The following is a 17,164-nucleotide window of genomic DNA, read 5'->3' as shown; positions in this document are numbered from 1 at the left end:
GCCTAACCCTAAAACGTTGGCGTCCCCAACGATCTGCGTTATCGTTTGTCGCACCAACGTTAGTGGCACCAACGATTGGAGCTACCGTGATCGAACCGTTCCGCGTCCACGTCCCCCAGGCCGACCTCGACGACCTGGCCGACCGACTGGACCGCACCCGCTGGCCCGACGAGCTACCGGACGCCGGGTGGGACTACGGCATCCCGCTGACCCGGGTACGCGAGCTGGCCGAACACTGGCGCACCGCGTACGACTGGCGGGAGGCCGAGGCCGAGCTGAACCGGTACCCGCAGTTCACCACCACAATCGACGGGCAGAACATCCACTTCCTGCACGTACGCTCCGCCGACCCGGACGCGTTGCCGCTGATCCTCACCCACGGCTGGCCCGGCTCGGTCGTGGAGTTCCTCGACGTGCTCGGCCCGCTGTCCGAACAGTTCCACCTGGTCGTACCGTCGATCCCGGGATTCGGGTTCTCCGGCCCGACCCGGGAACGCGGCTGGGACGTCGACCGCGTCGCCCGCGCATGGGCCGAGCTGATGCGCCGGCTCGGCTACCGGCGGTACGGCGCACAGGGTGGCGACTGGGGCTCGGTCATCTCCACCCGGCTCGGCGGCATCGACCCGGAGCACGTCGTCGGCGTACACCTGAACTACCTGCCCACGCCCCCGCCACCGGGCTGGACCGGGGAGGCCGCGCTGTCCGGCGAGGACCGCGACCGGCTCGCCCGGATCATGCGGCTCAAGACGCAGCGCCACCCCCACCAGGTGCTCTACGCCAGCCGGCCGCAGACCGTGTCGTACGCACTCAACGACTCACCCGTCGGGCAGCTCGCCTGGATCGCGGAGAAGTTCACCGAGTGGACCGACCCGGGATCGGCCGTCAGCGTGGACCGCGTCCTCACCGACGTCTCGGTCCACTGGTTCACCGGCACCGCCGCGTCGTCGGCGCGGCTGGTGCGGGAGAGCGCGTTCGCTGGCCCGCCCGCACCCTGCCCGCCCCCGCTCGGGGTCGCCGTGTTCGCGCACGACATCACCCGGTCCGTCCGGCCGATCGCCGAACTGACGTACACGATCCGGCAGTGGAGCGAGTTCGACCGGGGTGGTCACTTCGCCGCGCTGGAGGTGCCGGAGCTGTTCGCCGACGACGTCCGGTCGTTCTTCTGGAACCTGCGCTGACGGCCGCGCTCAGCTCATCGCCGCCGCGAACATGCCCGGCTCGTACGAGCCGCCGCGCTGGTGCACGAGCACCGCGAACCGGTTCGCCGCGTTGATCAGCCCGAGCAGACACACCAGCGCGGCGATCTGGTCGTCGTCGTAGTGCTTACGCACCTGCTCCCACGTCTCGTCGGACACGCCCTGGTGGGCGTCGGCCAGCCGGGTGCCCTCCTCGGCGAACGCCAGCGCCGCGCACTCGGCCTCGGTGAACACCGTCGACTCACGCCAGGCGGCGACCAGGTTCAGCCGGACCGCGCTCTCGCCGCCCGCCACCGCCTCCTTGGTGTGCATGTCGATGCACCAGCCGCAGCCGTTGATCTGGCTGGCCCGCAACGACACCAGCTCCTGGACGGTGCGGGGCAGCGACGACTGGTGGATCACCAGGCCCGCGCCGGCGAAGCGCTTCATGAACGTCGCCGAGACCGGGTTCTCGAACAGGTTGAATCGGGTCTGCATGGTGGCGCCCTCTCTGCTGGGGTGAGTGTCTGACGACCACGAGATGCCGGGGACGCGTCCGGCGTGACGGCGACGCCGGGTGAGGACCGCCACAGCGACCCGATGTCACACGGCGGCGGCGGGCGGCGTCTGGTGGGGAACGCAACCGAGCGGCGAAGGAGTCAGTCATGGCGGACCCGGCCACCGAGGACTTCCTCGCGCACCGGAACCTGCTCTTCACCGTCGCGTACGAGATGCTCGGCTCGGCCGCCGACGCGGAGGACGTGGTGCAGGAGACCTGGCTGCGGTGGGCCGGCGTCGACCTCGACGAGATCCGGGACCGGCGCGCCTACCTGGTCCGGATCGCCACCCGGCAGGCGCTGTCCCGGCTGCGTACGCTGGGCCGGCGCAAGGAGTCGTACGTCGGCTCGTGGCTGCCCGAACCGCTGCTCACCGCACCCGACGTCGCAGACGACGTGACGCTTGCCGAGAGCGTGTCGATGGCGATGCTGCTGGTGCTGGAGACGCTCACACCGACCGAGCGGGCCGTGTTCGTACTGCGGGAGGTGTTCGACGTCGGCTACGACGAGATCGCCGAGACGGTCGAGCGCACCCCGGTCGCGGTGCGGCAGATCGCGCACCGGGCGCGGGCCCACGTCGCGGCACGCCGCCCCCGGCGTACCGTCCCGGCGGCCGAGGCCCGCGACGCGCTCGACGCGTTCCGGCGGGCGGTCGAGACCGGCGACCTGGACGGGCTGCTCCGCGTCCTTGCCGCGGACGCGGTGCTGGTGGGCGACGGTGGCGGGATCAAGCAGGCGATCGCCCGGCCGGTCACCGGCGGCGACAAGGTGGCCCGCCTGCTCGCGGGCGGCTGGCGCCGGGTCGCGGCCGTGGCGTCGATGGAACCGGTGCAGGTGAACGGCTACCCGGCGCTGCTGGTACGCCTCGACGGCGAGCTGGACACCGTCGTCGCGGTACGCCTCGACGACGGCCTGATCAGCGGCCTCTACGCGGTGCGCAACCCGGAGAAGCTGTCCCACATGACCCGCGAAACGACGCTGCGCCGCTGAGCAGGCGATCGTGCGACGATCGGGCGATGAGCAGCGCCGCCTTCCCCGACGTCAGCGCCCTCGCCATCAACGTCACAGTGCCGGAGGAGTTGCGCTGGACCGACACCCGGCGCGGCGAGGAGTTCACGCTGACCACGCTCAACATCAGGCTGCTGCCGGACGGGCGGCTCGCCGCGAAGGCGTACGGCCGGCCCACGGCTGGGGGACGCGGCGCGTACGTGTCGTTCCGGGTGCCGGACCGGCCGGAGCTGGCCGCGCTCGTGGCGGCGGCGGCAGACCGGGCCGCCGCGCTCTGGGCCGCGCACGGCGGCCTGGACTGACTCCCGCCTCAGCGGCGCACGCCCACCCCGCCGTAGCCGTGCGACACCGCGGCCTGCGGCTCCCCGTCGGGCCGCCAGTCCGCCACCTTGACCAGGCCCGGATCGACCAGCTCGTAGCCGTCGAGGAACCGGGCCACCTCGTCGCGCGTGCGGGGCACCAGCGGGGAACTGCTGCGGCGGTAGATCGCGGTGCCCTGCTCGGTGGGCAACGTCGGCAGGCCGTCCAGGGTGAGGTGGGACAGCGCGAGCACGCTGCCCGGGACCGTCGCGTCGCGCAGCGTCGCCACCGCCGCGTACGGGGCGTCGGCGTCCGGCACGAAGTGCAGCACCGCGAGCAGCAGCACCGCGACCGGCTCGCTCAGGTCGATGGTGGCCCGCAACGTCGGGTCGGCCAGCAGCTCGGCGGGACGCCGCAGGTCACCCTGGAGCACGACGGTGCGGCCGTCGGTGGGCAGCAACCGCCGGGCGTACGCGACGGCGACCTCGTCGTGGTCGACGTAGACCACCCGGGCGTCGGGGCGGATCGCGCGGACCACCTCGTGCACGTTGCCCTGGGTCGGCAGGCCGGCGCCGATGTCGAGGAACTGGCGGACGCCCTGCTCGGCCGCCCAGCGCACGACCCGGCGCAGGAACGCGCGGTTGCTCTGCGCGGCGACGCCGGTGTCCGGGAAGATCTTCAGGACCTCCTCGGCGGCAGCGCGGTCGGCGGCGAAGTTGTGGCAGCCGCCCAGGTAGTAGTCGTACATCCGGGCGACATTGGGTCGGTTCTCAGCCTCCGTCACGCCTCGATGTCTAGCACTCTGCGCGACACACCGCTGACCCGCCGTGTCGACGATCCGGCCGATCCCGGCCGCCACCTGGTACGACGGTGGGACACGCCGGCGCGAGGAGGTACCCGATGACAGGTGAACGGGAGACAGTGGAGGTCGAGCCGGCGGTGTTCCGCGCCGTCTACGACTCGCCCGCGTCACTACCAGGGCAGCACCGGTGGACCACCCCGGAGGCGGACGTGCGGCGGCTGGAGAAGCTGCTGAACATGCCCGCGCGCACGATCGGCGCACCGCTGTGGGTCAGCGGCGACGAACCGGACTGCCCGAAGTGCGGGCGGCGGGTCACCTGGTACGACATCGTCGCGTCCGCGCTGCACGGCGTACACGACCACACGATGATCGCGCGAGTGATCCTCGGCGACCGTAAGTACGTGAACACCGAGGTGCCGGACGCGATCTCCGGTGTCCACTGTGCCGACTGCCGCACCCCGATCACCGGGCTGCGCAGCTTCAAGTGCCACAACTGGGCGTACGCGTTCGAGGCGCTGGAGGAAGTAGTCGCCCGGATGTCCGGCCTGCCGGCTCAGTCGTCGCCGCCGGCCGCCTCCTGAGCGCGCCGTTCCGGACGGCGGCCGGGCGGGGCCTGCGGCTCGGGGCCGGGATCGGGCACCGGCGGCATCGGCCGGGTGACCGGCCCGTCGCCGGTGACGCGGAACTGTTCGCCGTGGTGCCACAGCTCCACCGCGTCGCCCGGCCCGGCGTCCGGCAGCTCGTAGCGGGCCTCCTGCGGCGTGAGCGTGACCCGCAGCCGGTGCCCGTGCCGGCGCAGGTGGAACGCCAGCCGGGTGATCGGCCGGGGTAGCCGAGGCTCGAACGCGAGCACGCCCCGGTCGTCGCGCAGCCCGCCGAAGCCCTGCGCCACCACCAGCCAGGCGCCGGCCAGGGACGCCAGGTGCAGCCCGTCGGCGGTCTTGTCGCCCAGGTCGGCGAGGTCCTGGAACGCCGTCTCGGCGAACAGGTCGTACGCCAGGTCGAGGTGCCCGACCTCGGCGGCGAGGATCGCCTGCGCGGACGCCGACAGCGACGAGTCCCGGACGGTCCGCGCCTCGTAGTAGGCGACGTTGCGCGTCTTCTCCTCGGCGGTGAACTCCCCCGGGCAGCGCAGCATGGCCAGCACCAGGTCGGCCTGCTTGACCACCTGCTTGCGGTACAGCTCCTGGTAGGGGAAGTGCAGCAGCAGCGGGTAGTCGTCCTCGCCGGTGCCGGCGAAGTCCCACTCCGGCTGCGCGGTGAATCCGGCCGACTGCTCGTGCACGCCGCGCTTGCCGTCGTACGGGACGAACATGGCGTCGGCGGCGGCCCGCCAGCCGGCCACCTCGGCGGCGTCGACGCCCAGCCGCGCGGCCACGTCCGGGCAGCCCTCGGCGGCGTCGGCGGCGCCGCGCAGGTTGCGCCGGGCCATCAGGTTGGTGAAGACGTTGTCGTCGACCAGCGCGGAGTACTCGTCCGGGCCGGTGACGCCGGTGAGGTGGAACGCGCCGCCGTCGTCGAAGTGGCCGTAGCCGTGCCACAGCCGGGCGGTCTCGATCAGCACCTCGGCGCCGCACTCGGCGAGGAACGCGGTGTCGCCGGTGGCCGCCACGTACCGCAGCACCGCGTCGGCGATGTCGGCGTTGACGTGCAGGCCCGCGCTGCCGGCCGGCCAGTAGCCGGAGCACTCCCGGCCGCTGAGCGTCCGCCACGGGTAGGTGGCACCGGTCAGGCGCAGCTCCGCCGCCCGGTCGCGGGCCTCGGGCAGGTGGGCGTGCCGCCAGCGCAGCGCCGAGCGGGCCAGTTCCGGCGCCAGGTACGTCAGCACCGGCAGCACGTAGCCCTCGGTGTCCCAGAGCACGTGGCCGTCGTAGCCGTTTCCGGTCAGCCCCTTCGCCGGGATGGTCCGGTCGCCGTCGGCGCGGCCGGACTGAAGCAGGTGGAACACCGAGAACCGGACCGCGAGTTGCAGCTCCGGGTCGCCGTCCAGCTCGACGTCGGCGGTGGCCCACGCCGCGTCGAGCGCGGCGCGCTGCTCGGCGAGCAGGACGTCGAACCCGTCGTCCCGGGCCGTGTCCGCCTCCGCGACGACCAGGCCGGCCAGCTCACCGGCCGGGGTGCCGTCTACGTCCGCGCACTCGTACGCGGCGAACCGGGTGACCCGGATCCGCTCGCCCTGGCGTACCGGACCGGACAGCGCCAGCCGGAACCGGTCGGCGGTCAGCTCGGTGTCGGTGGCGATCTCGTCGGACGCCTCGACCCGGTGCGCGACGGCGACGGCGACCCGCTGGCCGCTGCGCCCGGTCCGGTGCACGAGCACACCGTCGAGGCCGTCGTCGCGGCGGATCTCGCCGGTGAGCGGGTCGTGGATCACCGAGGCGGCCCGGGGGTCGTCGGCGCGTTCCGGCACCCGCTGGTTGGCGAGCAGGTCGGCGCCGACCCGCAGCCGGACCGGCTCGTCCAGCGGCTCGACAGACCAGTCGACGGCGGCGACCGGACGGCGGATCAGCGAGACCAGGCGGGTGCTGCGGATCCGCACACCCCGGCCACCCGGCGAGACCCACTCGGTCTCCCGGCGGAGCACCCCGGCGCGCAGGTCCAGCTCCTGGTGGTGCCGCCGGATCGTGCCGGTGCCCAGGTCCAGCGGCTCGTCGTCCACCCAGAGCCGGATCAGGGCGGCGTTCGGCGCGCTGATCACGGTGTCGCTGCGTTCCGGGAACCCGTACCCGCTCTCCGGGTAGGTCAGGTCGTGCTGCTCGTGGAACCCGTTGAGGTAGCTGCCGGGCATGCCGCAGGGCTCGCCCTCGTCGAGCGTCCCGCGCCAGCCCACCCAGCCGTTGGCGAGCGCGAAGACGGACTCGGTCTCGCCCAGCCGGTCCAGGTCCGCGCTCGTGCGCCGGATCCGCCAACCGTCGTCGCCGTGCGGCACGTGCCCTCCCGAGTCCGAAGCCTGGACCGCCACCGAACCAGACCCGGCTGGGAGGTGGCTGGGACTCCGATACCCGTGGCGAACCCGCCCGCACCTGCGGGTGGCCGATCACACCGTGACGAGCACCAGCGTGGCGGCGGTGCCGAGCACCAGGAACGGGCCGAACGGCAGGTACCCGGACCAGCGGACCCGCCGGGCGGCGAGCAGCGCCACCCCGGCCGACCCGGCGAGGAGCAGCGCGAGCACCAGCCCGGCCACCAGCACCGGCCAGCCGTACCAGCCGAGCAGCGCGCCCGCGCCGAGCGCCAGCTTGGCGTCGCCGAGACCGAAGCCGCGCCGCCCGAACAGCAGCGTGGTCGCGGCGAAGCCGCCGCCGAGCGCCAGGGCGGCCAGGACGGCGCGTACCAGCGGGTCGACGCCAGGGCCGGTCAGCGCGGCCACCCCGAGCAGCGCCCACACGCCGGCGGCGGCCGGCCAGGTGAGCCGGTCGGGCAGGCGGTGCGCCATCGCGTCCACGATCGTCATCGGCACCGCCCAGACCAGCCACCACGCCAGCGCCAGCCGGGCGGCGGGCGCGCCGCCGGTGAACACCGGGACGGCCACCGCGAGCAGCAACGCCACCTCCACCACCGCGGGTGCCGCGCCGACCCGGGCCCGGCAGGCCGGGCACCGGGCCGCGGGGCCGAGCGCCGGCAGCGGCCGGTCCAGCCCGATCGACGCGCCGCAGCCGTCGCACGCCGTCCGGTCCGGACACCCCGGCGGTACGGCGTAGCGCGCCACCGCCAGCCGGAGCAGGGGTACGACAGTCAGGGCGGCGGCCAGCCGGGCGCTCGGACGGCGGGCATCGGCCACCGGTCCGGTGCGCCGCACCCGTTCAGCCGTCATGCCGGATCCCCCGTCCGGTCGCCGTGCGTTCCGTCGTGGGACACGCAGAGTGATTTATCGATCGCGCGGATGTGACGGGGGAAGCCCGCGGCGGCGTGCGGCGCGACGCGCGACAGGCCGGGACGGGCCACGGCGTGGGCGCTGCCGAACCGGCGGGACGGATCGGACGAGCGGCACACTCCCCACCCATACCGGCGGCCTGTCGGCACCGCCGCGGGGCGTACGGGTGAGCACACACCAGCCGGCCCGGAACCCCGCCGAAGCCCGCTCGTCACCGTGGTGACACACACCGGCCACCACCTCCCGTCTTCACTCACCGTGTTCACGTGAATTGCCTCTGTTGCATCGGCGGACGTGAGCCTATGCTCGCCCCTTGGGTACGACGCAACCCCCGATCAATTGGCGTCGGAGGAGCAAGGGCACAGAATCCGCAGCGATCAGTACAGGTCAATACAAGTGGTGGCGACGGGGGCCCGGAGTGACAGTTCCGGGCGCGCTTCCGCATGCCCGGAGCGGGTCGGCGTGATCGCCCCGGGCCGGCACCGAGGAGGGATCGGCGTTGCGCACACGGCAATCCCGCCGATGGGAAATCTTCCTGCTCAGCCTCGTGCTGGTGGTCGGCTCGACCGGCTGCGGCACCGAGCCGGAGGCGGCGACCGGTCCGCTGACCGGCCGCGCCGCCGCACCCGCCGCCCATTCCAGCGCCGAGGAAGACGCGGCCGGAAAAGCGGCTCTGGCCGCCTATTCCGGCTATCTCGACGCGTCCCGGGCGGCCAGTGCGCGCAGCGATCCGTCCCATCCCGCTCTGACCCGTTTTCTGGCTGATCCGCTGCTGACTCGGGTCCGAATGGCGATTCTCGACGCGAAGGAGCACGGCGCGATGCGTACCGGGAAACTGCTCTCCGACCCCGAGGTCGTGTCGGTCGACCTGACCGCGCGCCCGCCCACCGTCGAGATCCAGGACTGCCTGGACGCGAGCGGCTACCGGCTCGTCTACGCCAAGGACCGCAAGGCCGTGCCCGGCACGCGCGGCGGGCGCTACCTGGCCACCGCCACTGCGGTCCGGTACCCGGACGGCCGGTGGCGCGTCAACGGCGGCGCCGCGCACCAGGACCAGCCGTGCTGACCTGGGGAGGAAGGGGTGTCCCGGCCCGGCCGGCCCGGGCCGGGACGCTCCGCCGGCTGCTGCTCGCCGCCGGCCTGGCCGCGCTGCTGACGCTCACCGGCGCACCCGCCCGCGCCGCCGATCCGGGCGGCTCGTGCCCGCCGGAACAGACCGACTGCGACGTCTGGGACGACGACCCCGGCATCCCCGGCGGACCGGGTGGGCCGGGTGGCGGCGGAGACAACGGCGGCGGGGGCGGCAACGGCGGCAGCACCCCGAAGTGCCAGTGGAACGGCCGGGCCATCCCCTGCTACAACGCGGCGCTCGGCTGGTTCAACAACGCCGACGGCTGCTACTACAAGCTCGCCGAGCCGCAGAACGAAGCGCCTCCCGGCAAGCAGTGGTACCAACTGACCTGCAACGGCGGCGACACCAGCCCGGGCAGCATGCGCCAGGAACTCCTGGACGCCCCGCCGCCCGGCTACGGCGCGCCGCCGGACCCGGAGGAACTGGCCCGCCGCGCGCTGGCCTCGATCTCGCTGCTCCCGCCCCGAGCCGCCGTGGCACCCCGGCGCAGTCAGGGCCCCGGCCTGGTCGGGCTGCCCGTCTGGATGTGGGCCAGCCCGGGCGAGGCGTACTTCGGGCCGCTGTCCGCGTCCGCCTCCGACCGGGGGCTGACCGTGGAGATCACCGCGAAGGTGGACCGGATCGTCTGGCACATGTCCGACGACATCGACGTCACCTGCGACGGACCGGGCACGCCGTACCGGGCGAACGGGCCGAGGGCCGGCTCCACCTCCCCGGACTGCGGCCTCGACCAGGGCTATCCGGAGGCCGACACCTACGAGGTGAGCGCCACGACGTTCTGGACCGTCGAGTGGTCCGGCGGCGGCGAGAGCGGCGTGATCGCCCAGAGCCGGTCCAGCGGCGTCGTCTCGGTACAGATCAACGAGCTTCAGGTGGTGACCCGATGAGTGTCGTGGCAGCCCGCAACGGAACCCCGGTGGAGGCACCCGTCGCACCGCCGAAGGTGGTCCGGCAACGACGCGTCCGACCCGGCCTGCTCGGCCTGGCAGTCCTGCTGATCGCCCTCGGCGGTCTGGGCGCCGCGTTCGCTGTCACCTCGGTCCGCTCCACCGGCACGTACCTGGCCGTGGCCCGGGCGGTCGACGTGGGACAGCAACTCAGCGCCGACGACCTGGTGCCGGTACGCGTCTCCGGCGGCCGGGAACTCCGGCCGGTGCCCGCCGACCGGATGGACGAGGTGCTGGGGTTGCGGGCCGCCGTCCGGCTCACCCCGGGCACGCTGCTCACCGAGGCGCAGCTCACCGAAGCCCCACTGCTCGGCGCCGGTCAGCAGCAGATCGCGCTGGGGCTGAAACCCGAGCAGGTGCCGGCCCGCAAGCTGCACCCCGGCGACAAGGTGCTGCTGGTCAGCACGCCGTCGAACGCCACCGGCGGCGGCGCCGACGCGTCCCGTGGCGGCGGCACCCGGTTCGAGGGCACCGTGATCGACACAGCCACGCCGCAGAACGGCGACGTGGTCGTCTACCTGGCGCTCGCCGTACGGGACGTGCCCGCTGTCGTGGCGCTCGCAGCCGACGACCGGATCGCGCTCGTGCTCACCGAGGCAGCCTGATGGCGATCATCGCCCTGGTCTCGGCGAAGGGGTCGCCGGGCGTCACCACCGCCGCGCTCGCCGCCGCGCTGAGCTGGCACCGGCGGCTCGTGCTGGCCGAGTGCGACCCCGCAGGCGGCTCGATCCTCGCCGGTTACCTCGGCGGGGCGCTGGACGGCCCGCGCGGCATCGGTGAGCTGGCGGTGGGCGAGCTGCGCGACGGCAGCCTGGAGCACGCATTCTGGTCCCAGCTGGTCGACCTGGACGCGCCCCGCCGCGAGCGGCTGCTGCTACCTGGCGTCGTGGACCCGGCCCAAGCCGGCAGCGTGATCCCGCTCTGGCAGCGCTTCGCCGACTACTTCACCGGACTGGAGCGGGGCGAACCGCCGTACGACGTGCTGGTCGACTGTGGCCGGCTGGCGGTGGGCGGTCCACCGTGGCCGCTGCTGCGGGCCGCCGCCGTGGTGCTGCTCGTCACCCGCGCGCACCTGCCCGACCTCTCCGCCACCAGGGCCACCGCCCGCGCGATCGAACGGGACCTCACCGAGCACCGCCTACCGCCCGGCACGCTGCGGCTCCTCGTCGTCGGGGACGGGCACGGCACCAGCGAGATCAGCAAGGCGCTCCGGCTGCCGGTGATCGCCCGCCTGCCGCACGACCCGCGTACCGCCGAGGTGCTCGCCCACGGCGGCACCGTACGGGCGAACCGGCCGCTGATGCGCGCGGCCGGCGCCCTGGAGGTGCCGGTACGGGCGCTGCTGGACCGGCGGCGCGCCCGGCTGGCCTGGCCCGGGGCGACCACACCGCGCGCGGTGACCGCGCCGAGCGTGCCGGGGGTGTCCGGTGCGGTTTGAGCCGGTCTCCCACGACCCGCGCGTCCAGCAGCCGGGCGTCGTCTCCACCGTCCCGCCGCTGGCCCCGCCGAACGGGCGGCACCACGTACCCGGTCCGATGCCCGCCGCGTCGGCGCCACCGCCACGCCCCCGGGTCGACTTCGCAGTGGTCCGCGAGCTGCGCCGGGAACTGAGCGAGCGGCTCACCCACTGGCAGCGCGGACGCGAGTTCGACGCCGACGCCGAGGAGGTCGAGCGCGCCCGGCTGGCGGTAGCCGTGGTGTCCGCGTACGCCGACTCGGTACGCCGGGCCGGCACCCCGATGGCCGCCGACGAGGAGCGGCTGCTGCTCGACCAGGTGACTGCCGAACTCGTCGGGCTGGGCCGGCTCCAGACGCTGCTCGTCGACGACAGCATCGAGGAGGTGCACATCCTCGGCTGCGACCAGGTGCGCATCACCCGGCACGGCGGCGGCGTCGACTGGGCCGAGCCGATCGCCGAGACCGACGACGAACTGGTGGAGATCCTCCAGGCCGCGGCCCGCCGGGCGGGTGCCACCGAGCGGTCGCTGTCCACCTCGAAGCCCACGCTCGACCTGCAACTTCCCGACGGCAGCCGGCTCGCCGCCGTGTTCCTGGTCAGCCACCGCCCGTACGCGGTGATCCGCAAGCACAACACGCTCGAAGTGAGCCTGGAGGACATCGCGGGCGGCCGGCCCGACCTGGACGAGATGATCGACCCGCTGCTGCGCGACTTCCTCCGCGCGTCCATGCGGGCCGGGCTGAACATCATGGTCGCCGGGCTCGCCGGGGCCGGGAAGACCACAGTCATCCGCGCGCTGATGGACGAGATCCCGGCCGACGAACCGTACGTGCTGCTGGAGGAGAGCCGGGAACTGCTGCCGGCCCGGCGCGGGCACAAGCACCGGGCGGTGATGAGCTTCGAGTCCCGGGAGGGGCACGGCGAGCGCGGCGCGGACGGGCGGCCGGCGGGTGAGGTCAGCATCGCCGACCTGATCCCGGTGTCGCTGCGCATGGGCGTGCTGCGGATCATCGTCGGCGAGGTGCGGTCCCGTGAGATCGTGCCGATGCTCCAGGCGATGACCACCAGCCGCGGGTCGATGTGCACCATCCACGCGCGTACCCCCTCGGGGGTGAGCGAACGCATCATCGAGCTGGCGCTGTCGCACGGCCGGGAGATGACTGTCGACCAGGCCCGCCGGATGGCCGGCAACGCGCTCGACCTGATCGTCTACGTGACGGTCGAGGACGAGACAGCGATCGGCGGGCGCAAGCACCGGTTCGTCTCGCACGTCGAGGAGGTCATCGGCGTCGGCGAGGGCAACCGGATCACCACGACCACCGTCTTCGGCCCCGGCCCGGACGGCCGGGCGGTCCCCCGTCACCTGCCCGAACGCATCCGCGACCAACTGCTGCGCGTCGGCTACGACGCCCGCCTGCTCACCCGGTTCGTCGAGGCAGGCATGGGCGCGTGGCGGCGTCCCCGGCACACCCGCCTCGGGGCGCGGCCGAACGGAGGCCCGGCGTGACGCAGATCGAACTGATCGCCCTGGTCTCCGGCGCCGCGTGCATGGCCGGGCTGGTGCTGACAGTCGTCGCGCTCGTCGGCACCCGGCGGCCACCGGGTCCGGCACCCGGTACCGGGCCGGGCCTGAGCCGGCTCTGGACCGGCTCCGGCGCGAGCCGCGCCGACCAGCGCCGCTACCAGCTCCTGCTCGGCGCCGCTGTGGTCGCCGGGGCGGCGGCGTTCCTGCTCACCGGGCTGCCGGTGGTCGGCCTGCTGGTGGCGCTGGCGGTGCCGGGCGTGCCGTGGCTGTTCGCGGTCGGCCGGGCCGAGCAGCGGGCCATCGCCCGGGTCGAAGCCGTAGGCGAGTGGACCCGCCGGCTCAAGGACATCTCGGCCACCGGCCAGGGACTCCAACAGGCGATCATCGGCACCATCGCCACCGCGCCGGAGGAGATCCAGGAGGAGGTACGCACACTCGCCGCCCGCCTCCAGGCCGGCTGGCTGGCCCGCTCCGCGCTGCTCGCCTTCGCCGACGAGATCGCCGATCCGGTCGCCGACCAGGTGGTGGCCGCGCTGATCCTGCACCTCACCGACCGGGGCGAGCGCCTCGGCGACGTGCTCGGGTCGATCGCCGGCGCCGCCTCGGCCGAGGTGGCGACCCGGCGCGAGGTCGAGGCGAAGCGCACCCAGCCCCGGTTCGCGGTCCGCTTCCTCACCGGCATGACGCTGGCGACGCTCGCGTACGGGCTGGTGAACAGCGACTACATCCGTCCCTACGGGACGGTGACGGGTCAGCTCGTGATGGCGGTGCTCGGTGCGGCGTTCGTCGGCCTGCTGGTCTGGGTGCGCTCGATGAGCCAGCCGCCCCGGCCGGCGCGGTTCCTGCCGGCGCCCGACCTGGACGAGGCGATCGCATGATCCTCAACTGGCAGATGGCGATCGGGGTGCTCGGCGGGTGCGCGGTCGGGCTCGGGCTGTTCCTGGTCGTCCGCGAGGCGCTGCCGGCCACCCCGGCGCTCGGCCCGGCGCTGCGCCGGCTGCACCAGCCGCCCGGTCAGGCCCCGGCCGTCGGTGCCGGGCCGGACTGGCTCGGCGGGTTCGCCCGCTGGCTGCGCCCGCCGCACCGGCAACTCGCCCTGCTCGACCGCACCCCCGAGCAGTACGCGCTGTCGGTGCTGCTGTCCGCGCTCATCGGGTTCGCCACCCCGGCGGTCGCCTCGGCGGTGCTCTTCGTCGGCGGGGTGGCGCTGCCGGTGGCCGTACCGGTGGTGGCCAGCCTGGGCCTGGCGCTCGGCGCCGGGCTGCTCGCGCACCGCGCGGTCCTCGCCAAGGCCGACGCCGCCCGGGACGAGTTCCGGCAGGCGGTCTGCACCTACCTCGACCTGGTGGCGTTGCAGCTGTCCGCCGCGCACGGCCCGGTGCAGTCGCTGGAGCGCGCGGCGGCGGTCTGCGACGGCTGGGTCTTCGACCGGATCCGGGAGGCGCTGCGGCTCGCCCAGCTCCAGATGCACTCGCCCTGGGACGAGTTGCAGGAACTGGCCGAGCGGATCGGCATCCCGGAGCTGGGCGACGTGGGCGCCATCATGCGCTCCTCCGGCAGCGAGGGCGCCCAGGTGCACGAGACGTTGCGGTCCCGTGCCGACTCGCTGCGCGACCAGATCCGTACCGACAACCTGGCCCGGGCCGAGGGGGTCACCAGCAAGTTGGACATCCCCGGCTCGCTGCTGGTGTTCGTCCTGCTCGGCTTCGCCGTCTATCCGTTCCTCGCCCGTCTGTGAACCCACCTTCGAGAAGGAGACGACCATGCACCTCTACGCCTACCTGTACGTGGCGGTGAGCACCCGCCTCGCCGAGCTGCGCCGCGACTCCGAGCGCGGCGACAGCCCGGTGCCGACCGCGGTGATCATCTTCGGCCTGGTCGCGGTGGCCATGGCGGTCACCGGGCTCGCCCTGGCCAAGGCGAACAACTGGATGAACGCCATCCCGGACAACACGGCGCCGCAGGCCCCGTGATGCAGCGCCCCGTCCGTACGGCCCGGAGCCGGCCGGCGTCTGCCGGCCGGCCCGCCGGTCCGCCCGGTCCGGGGCGGATCGCCGCTGCCCTGCGCGCCCGCCTGGCCGAGGGCGAGCGGGGCGCCAACCCGGTCGAGCTGGCCGTGGTGATGCCGGTGATCCTGGTGATGTTGTTCGGCTCGATCCAGGTCGCCGTCTGGTTCGTGGCCCGGTCCACCGCGCTGAACGCCGCGCAGACCGCTGTGAACGCGCAGCGCACGATCGACGCCGGGCCGGACGCCGGCCGGCAGCGGGCGATCAGCTTCCTGCAACAGTCCGGGGACTGGCTGGTCGGCTGGGAGCAGACCGGCCCGACCTGCGTCGAGAGCGCCACCGGCGTCACCTGCACGGTGCAGGGACGCTCCCTGTCGGTCATCCCGGGCGTCTCGTTCGAGGTCACGCAGACCGCGCACGGCCCGGCCGAACGCTGGACCACCGGATGAGCGGCGGGCCGCGGCGGGACCGGGGTTCCGTCTCGATCGAGGTGGCGGTGCTCGCGCCCGCCTTCATCGGACTGATGGTGCTGGCCGGGGTCGCCGGGCGGACCGCGATCGCGGACGAGGCGGTGGAGTCGGCCGCCCACGACGCCGCCCGGGCCGCCTCACTCGCCCGCAACGCCGACGACGGTGCGGAGGCCGCCGAGGAGGCGGCCCAGGACCAGCTCGGCTGGGCGGGACTGAACTGCACCGGCCCACCCCAGATCGATCTCGCGGGCTCCGTGGCCGGGACGACGACGAGCTTCGCCGCCGCGTACGCAAGCGCCGCAGGCATGCCGGCGACCGTGACGGTCACGGTGACCTGCACCGTCTCCTTCGACGACCTGAGCGCGCCCGGCCTGCCCGGCGTGCCGGGCGGCAAGACCGTCTCGGCGAGGTTCACCTCGCCGCTGGACACGTACCGGAGTCGCGGATGACCGGGCGGCGCGAGGCGGAGAGCGGCCGGGTGAGCCTGTTCCTGGCCGTGGCGATGACGGGCGTACTGGCGATCATCGGCCTCGCCTACGACGGCGCGGGTCAACTGCGCACACTTCAGCGCGCGGACAACCTGGCCGCCGAAGCGGCCCGCGCCGGCGGCCAGATGATCGACCGCGCGCGGGCCATCGAGGGCGGCCCGAAGCAGATCGACCAGGTCGCCGCCCGCGCCGCTGTCGCCGCCTACCTGAACGCCGCGGGCGGCGTCCAGGACCACGAGGTCGAGTTCCCGGTGGTCGGCACCGAGACCCAGATCCGGGTGAGCGTGCAGATCACCTACAGCCGGGACCTGCTGAGTCTGTTCGGCGTGCAAGAGACCGCCACCGTCACCGGTGAGGCCACCGCTCGGGCCCTCACCGGACCACCGTAGGAAGGGAAGGCCGCCATGCGCGCACCCCGACGCTCCCCCGTCCGCCGCGCCGGCCAGGTTCTCACCGGCCTCGGCGCTCTCGTCGTGCTCGTCGGCGTGCTGGCCGGCGGGCCGGTCGCGCTGCTGGCGTTCGCCGGCAACCCGCTGCCGGATCACCTGCCCACGCTGGCCGAGGTCGGTACGGCGTTGACCAGCCGCGACGACGGTCAACTGTTCCTGCGCGCGCTGGCGGTGGTGGGCTGGTTCGGCTGGGCCACGTTCGCGTTCTCCGTCGTGGTGGAGCTGCTCGCGGCGGCGGTACGCCGGCCGGCGCCGAAGCTGCCCGGCATGCACCGCCAGCAGAAGGCCGCAGCCGCCCTCGTCGGTTCGGTCGCGCTGATCCTGGTCGCGAGCCCGGCCGCGGCTAGTGCCGCCGCGCTGACCGCCCCGCAGCCGGCGGTCGCCGCCGTCACCTCACCGGCCGTGGCCGCGAGCCAGGTCGCGCCGCCGCCCCCGGTCGCGTCGCAGGCGGACGACCCGGCCGTGTACCGGGTGGCGAAGGGCGACTACCTGGGCGAGGTGGCGGATCGCTATCTGGACGACTTCGACAGGTACAAGGAGCTGGCCCGGCTGAACCGGCTCGCCGACCCGGACCGGATCCGCCCGGGTCAGCTCATCACGCTGCCGGACGGCGCGACGGATTCGGGTGCCCGGCGGCACGCCGCCGGACGGATCGTGGTCACCAAGCCGGCCGAGACGGCACCGGCGAAGCCGGGTGGCGGCGGCGCCTCGTCGACCACCCCGAAGGCGAAGCCCAAGCCCACGCCGCGCGACGCGACGCCCACCGTGGAGGCGCCCGTCGGTCAGCCGCCGGCCATGTCGGCGGGCGCGTCCCGGGCCACCGCCGAGGAGGGCATCAACCGTCCGCTCGCCATCTCGGCGGTGCTGGCCGTGGCGAGCATCGTCGGCGCGCAGATCGGCGCGCTGCTCGGGTTGCGTAAGCGGCCGGTGCCGGCCCGGGCGCTGTCCAGTGGGCGGCACCGGCGGGACTGA

At 74.0% G+C, this 17,164-nt stretch carries 20 protein-coding genes; 16 read left to right on the top strand and 4 right to left on the bottom strand.

The genetic code is table 11. The features are described 5' to 3' along the window. Positions 1 to 86 precede the first annotated feature (86 nt). Positions 87 to 1,178 carry an epoxide hydrolase family protein gene (locus tag O7611_RS29820; protein ID WP_269697972.1) on the top strand — a complete coding sequence of 364 codons (1,092 nt, stop codon included), beginning with the start codon at positions 87 to 89 and terminating at the stop codon, positions 1,176 to 1,178. A 9-nt stretch (positions 1,179 to 1,187) separates the two neighbouring features. Here the strand turns inward: O7611_RS29820 and O7611_RS29815 are convergent, their stop codons facing one another. Next, entirely contained in the window at positions 1,188 to 1,673 is a 486-nt protein-coding gene (locus O7611_RS29815) for a carboxymuconolactone decarboxylase family protein (protein WP_194802153.1), read from the bottom strand. A gap of 167 nt (positions 1,674 to 1,840) precedes the next feature. Between O7611_RS29815 and O7611_RS29810 the strand changes: the two genes are divergently transcribed. Both O7611_RS29810 and O7611_RS29805 read left to right on the top strand, forming a co-directional pair. Continuing rightward, a complete protein-coding gene (locus O7611_RS29810) occupies positions 1,841 to 2,722 on the top strand; it encodes an RNA polymerase sigma-70 factor (protein ID WP_194802154.1) in 882 nt (293 codons plus the stop codon). Positions 2,723 to 2,748: 26 nt separating this feature from the next. After that, complete coding sequence (locus O7611_RS29805; RefSeq protein ID WP_194802155.1) at positions 2,749 to 3,042, top strand: hypothetical protein; 294 nt, start codon at positions 2,749 to 2,751, stop codon at positions 3,040 to 3,042. An 8-nt stretch (positions 3,043 to 3,050) separates the two neighbouring features. On the opposite strand, the gene O7611_RS29800 is transcribed toward O7611_RS29805, so the two are convergent. After that, positions 3,051 to 3,824, bottom strand: coding sequence for an SAM-dependent methyltransferase (locus O7611_RS29800; protein ID WP_269697969.1), 774 nt, complete (start codon positions 3,822 to 3,824; stop codon positions 3,051 to 3,053). 116 nt (positions 3,825 to 3,940) lie between these two features. Between O7611_RS29800 and O7611_RS29795 the strand changes: the two genes are divergently transcribed. Continuing rightward, positions 3,941 to 4,423 (top strand): hypothetical protein, encoded by a 483-nt coding sequence (locus O7611_RS29795; protein WP_194802157.1) that lies wholly within the window; start codon positions 3,941 to 3,943, stop codon positions 4,421 to 4,423. Here O7611_RS29795 and O7611_RS29790 read toward each other — a convergent pair. Both O7611_RS29790 and O7611_RS29785 read right to left on the bottom strand, forming a co-directional pair. After that, positions 4,396 to 6,771, bottom strand: coding sequence for a glycoside hydrolase family 65 protein (locus tag O7611_RS29790; RefSeq protein WP_194802158.1), 2,376 nt, complete (start codon positions 6,769 to 6,771; stop codon positions 4,396 to 4,398). The genes O7611_RS29795 and O7611_RS29790 overlap by 28 nt on opposite strands. Positions 6,772 to 6,879: 108 nt before the next feature. After that, positions 6,880 to 7,656, bottom strand: a complete 777-nt coding sequence (locus O7611_RS29785; RefSeq protein ID WP_269697968.1) for a prepilin peptidase — start codon at positions 7,654 to 7,656, stop codon at positions 6,880 to 6,882. Between the two features lie 559 nt (positions 7,657 to 8,215). Between O7611_RS29785 and O7611_RS29780 the strand changes: the two genes are divergently transcribed. From O7611_RS29780 to O7611_RS29725, 12 genes are read left to right on the top strand one after another with little or no spacing between them, the layout of a single operon-like run. Next, positions 8,216 to 8,782: a hypothetical protein gene (locus O7611_RS29780; protein ID WP_194802160.1), complete on the top strand. Its 567-nt coding sequence runs from the start codon at positions 8,216 to 8,218 to the stop codon at positions 8,780 to 8,782. After that, positions 8,776 to 9,735 (top strand): hypothetical protein, encoded by a 960-nt coding sequence (locus O7611_RS29775; protein WP_194802161.1) that lies wholly within the window; start codon positions 8,776 to 8,778, stop codon positions 9,733 to 9,735. Before O7611_RS29780 ends, O7611_RS29775 begins: the two co-directional genes overlap by 7 nt. After that, positions 9,732 to 10,400 (top strand): SAF domain-containing protein, encoded by a 669-nt coding sequence (locus O7611_RS29770; protein ID WP_194802162.1) that lies wholly within the window; start codon positions 9,732 to 9,734, stop codon positions 10,398 to 10,400. The genes O7611_RS29775 and O7611_RS29770 overlap by 4 nt, the downstream gene beginning before the upstream one ends. Continuing rightward, positions 10,400 to 11,233, top strand: a complete 834-nt coding sequence (locus tag O7611_RS29765) for a ParA family protein (protein WP_194802163.1) — start codon at positions 10,400 to 10,402, stop codon at positions 11,231 to 11,233. Before O7611_RS29770 ends, O7611_RS29765 begins: the two co-directional genes overlap by 1 nt. Then, a complete protein-coding gene (locus tag O7611_RS29760) occupies positions 11,223 to 12,761 on the top strand; it encodes a CpaF family protein (protein ID WP_194802164.1) in 1,539 nt (512 codons plus the stop codon). Before O7611_RS29765 ends, O7611_RS29760 begins: the two co-directional genes overlap by 11 nt. Further along, a complete protein-coding gene (locus O7611_RS29755) occupies positions 12,704 to 13,657 on the top strand; it encodes a type II secretion system F family protein (RefSeq protein ID WP_442929378.1) in 954 nt (317 codons plus the stop codon). The genes O7611_RS29760 and O7611_RS29755 overlap by 58 nt, the downstream gene beginning before the upstream one ends. Continuing rightward, positions 13,654 to 14,517: a type II secretion system F family protein gene (locus O7611_RS29750; protein WP_194802166.1), complete on the top strand. Its 864-nt coding sequence runs from the start codon at positions 13,654 to 13,656 to the stop codon at positions 14,515 to 14,517. The genes O7611_RS29755 and O7611_RS29750 overlap by 4 nt, the downstream gene beginning before the upstream one ends. A gap of 25 nt (positions 14,518 to 14,542) precedes the next feature. After that, positions 14,543 to 14,752, top strand: a complete 210-nt coding sequence (locus O7611_RS29745) for a hypothetical protein (protein WP_194802167.1) — start codon at positions 14,543 to 14,545, stop codon at positions 14,750 to 14,752. Further along, entirely contained in the window at positions 14,752 to 15,234 is a 483-nt protein-coding gene (locus O7611_RS29740) for a TadE family protein (protein WP_228532557.1), read from the top strand. Before O7611_RS29745 ends, O7611_RS29740 begins: the two co-directional genes overlap by 1 nt. Beyond that, entirely contained in the window at positions 15,231 to 15,704 is a 474-nt protein-coding gene (locus tag O7611_RS29735) for a TadE/TadG family type IV pilus assembly protein (protein ID WP_194802168.1), read from the top strand. The genes O7611_RS29740 and O7611_RS29735 overlap by 4 nt, the downstream gene beginning before the upstream one ends. Next, entirely contained in the window at positions 15,701 to 16,132 is a 432-nt protein-coding gene (locus O7611_RS29730) for a pilus assembly protein TadG-related protein (RefSeq protein WP_269697967.1), read from the top strand. Before O7611_RS29735 ends, O7611_RS29730 begins: the two co-directional genes overlap by 4 nt. 15 nt (positions 16,133 to 16,147) lie before the next feature. Next, positions 16,148 to 17,164 carry a LysM peptidoglycan-binding domain-containing protein gene (locus O7611_RS29725; protein WP_269697966.1) on the top strand — a complete coding sequence of 339 codons (1,017 nt, stop codon included), beginning with the start codon at positions 16,148 to 16,150 and terminating at the stop codon, positions 17,162 to 17,164.

The organism is Micromonospora sp. WMMC273 (assembly GCF_027460285.1).
Lineage (GTDB): Bacteria > Actinomycetota > Actinomycetes > Mycobacteriales > Micromonosporaceae > Micromonospora > Micromonospora aurantiaca.
Note: the sequence above shows the minus strand (reverse complement) of the source record. Positions and strands in the feature narration are given on the sequence as shown.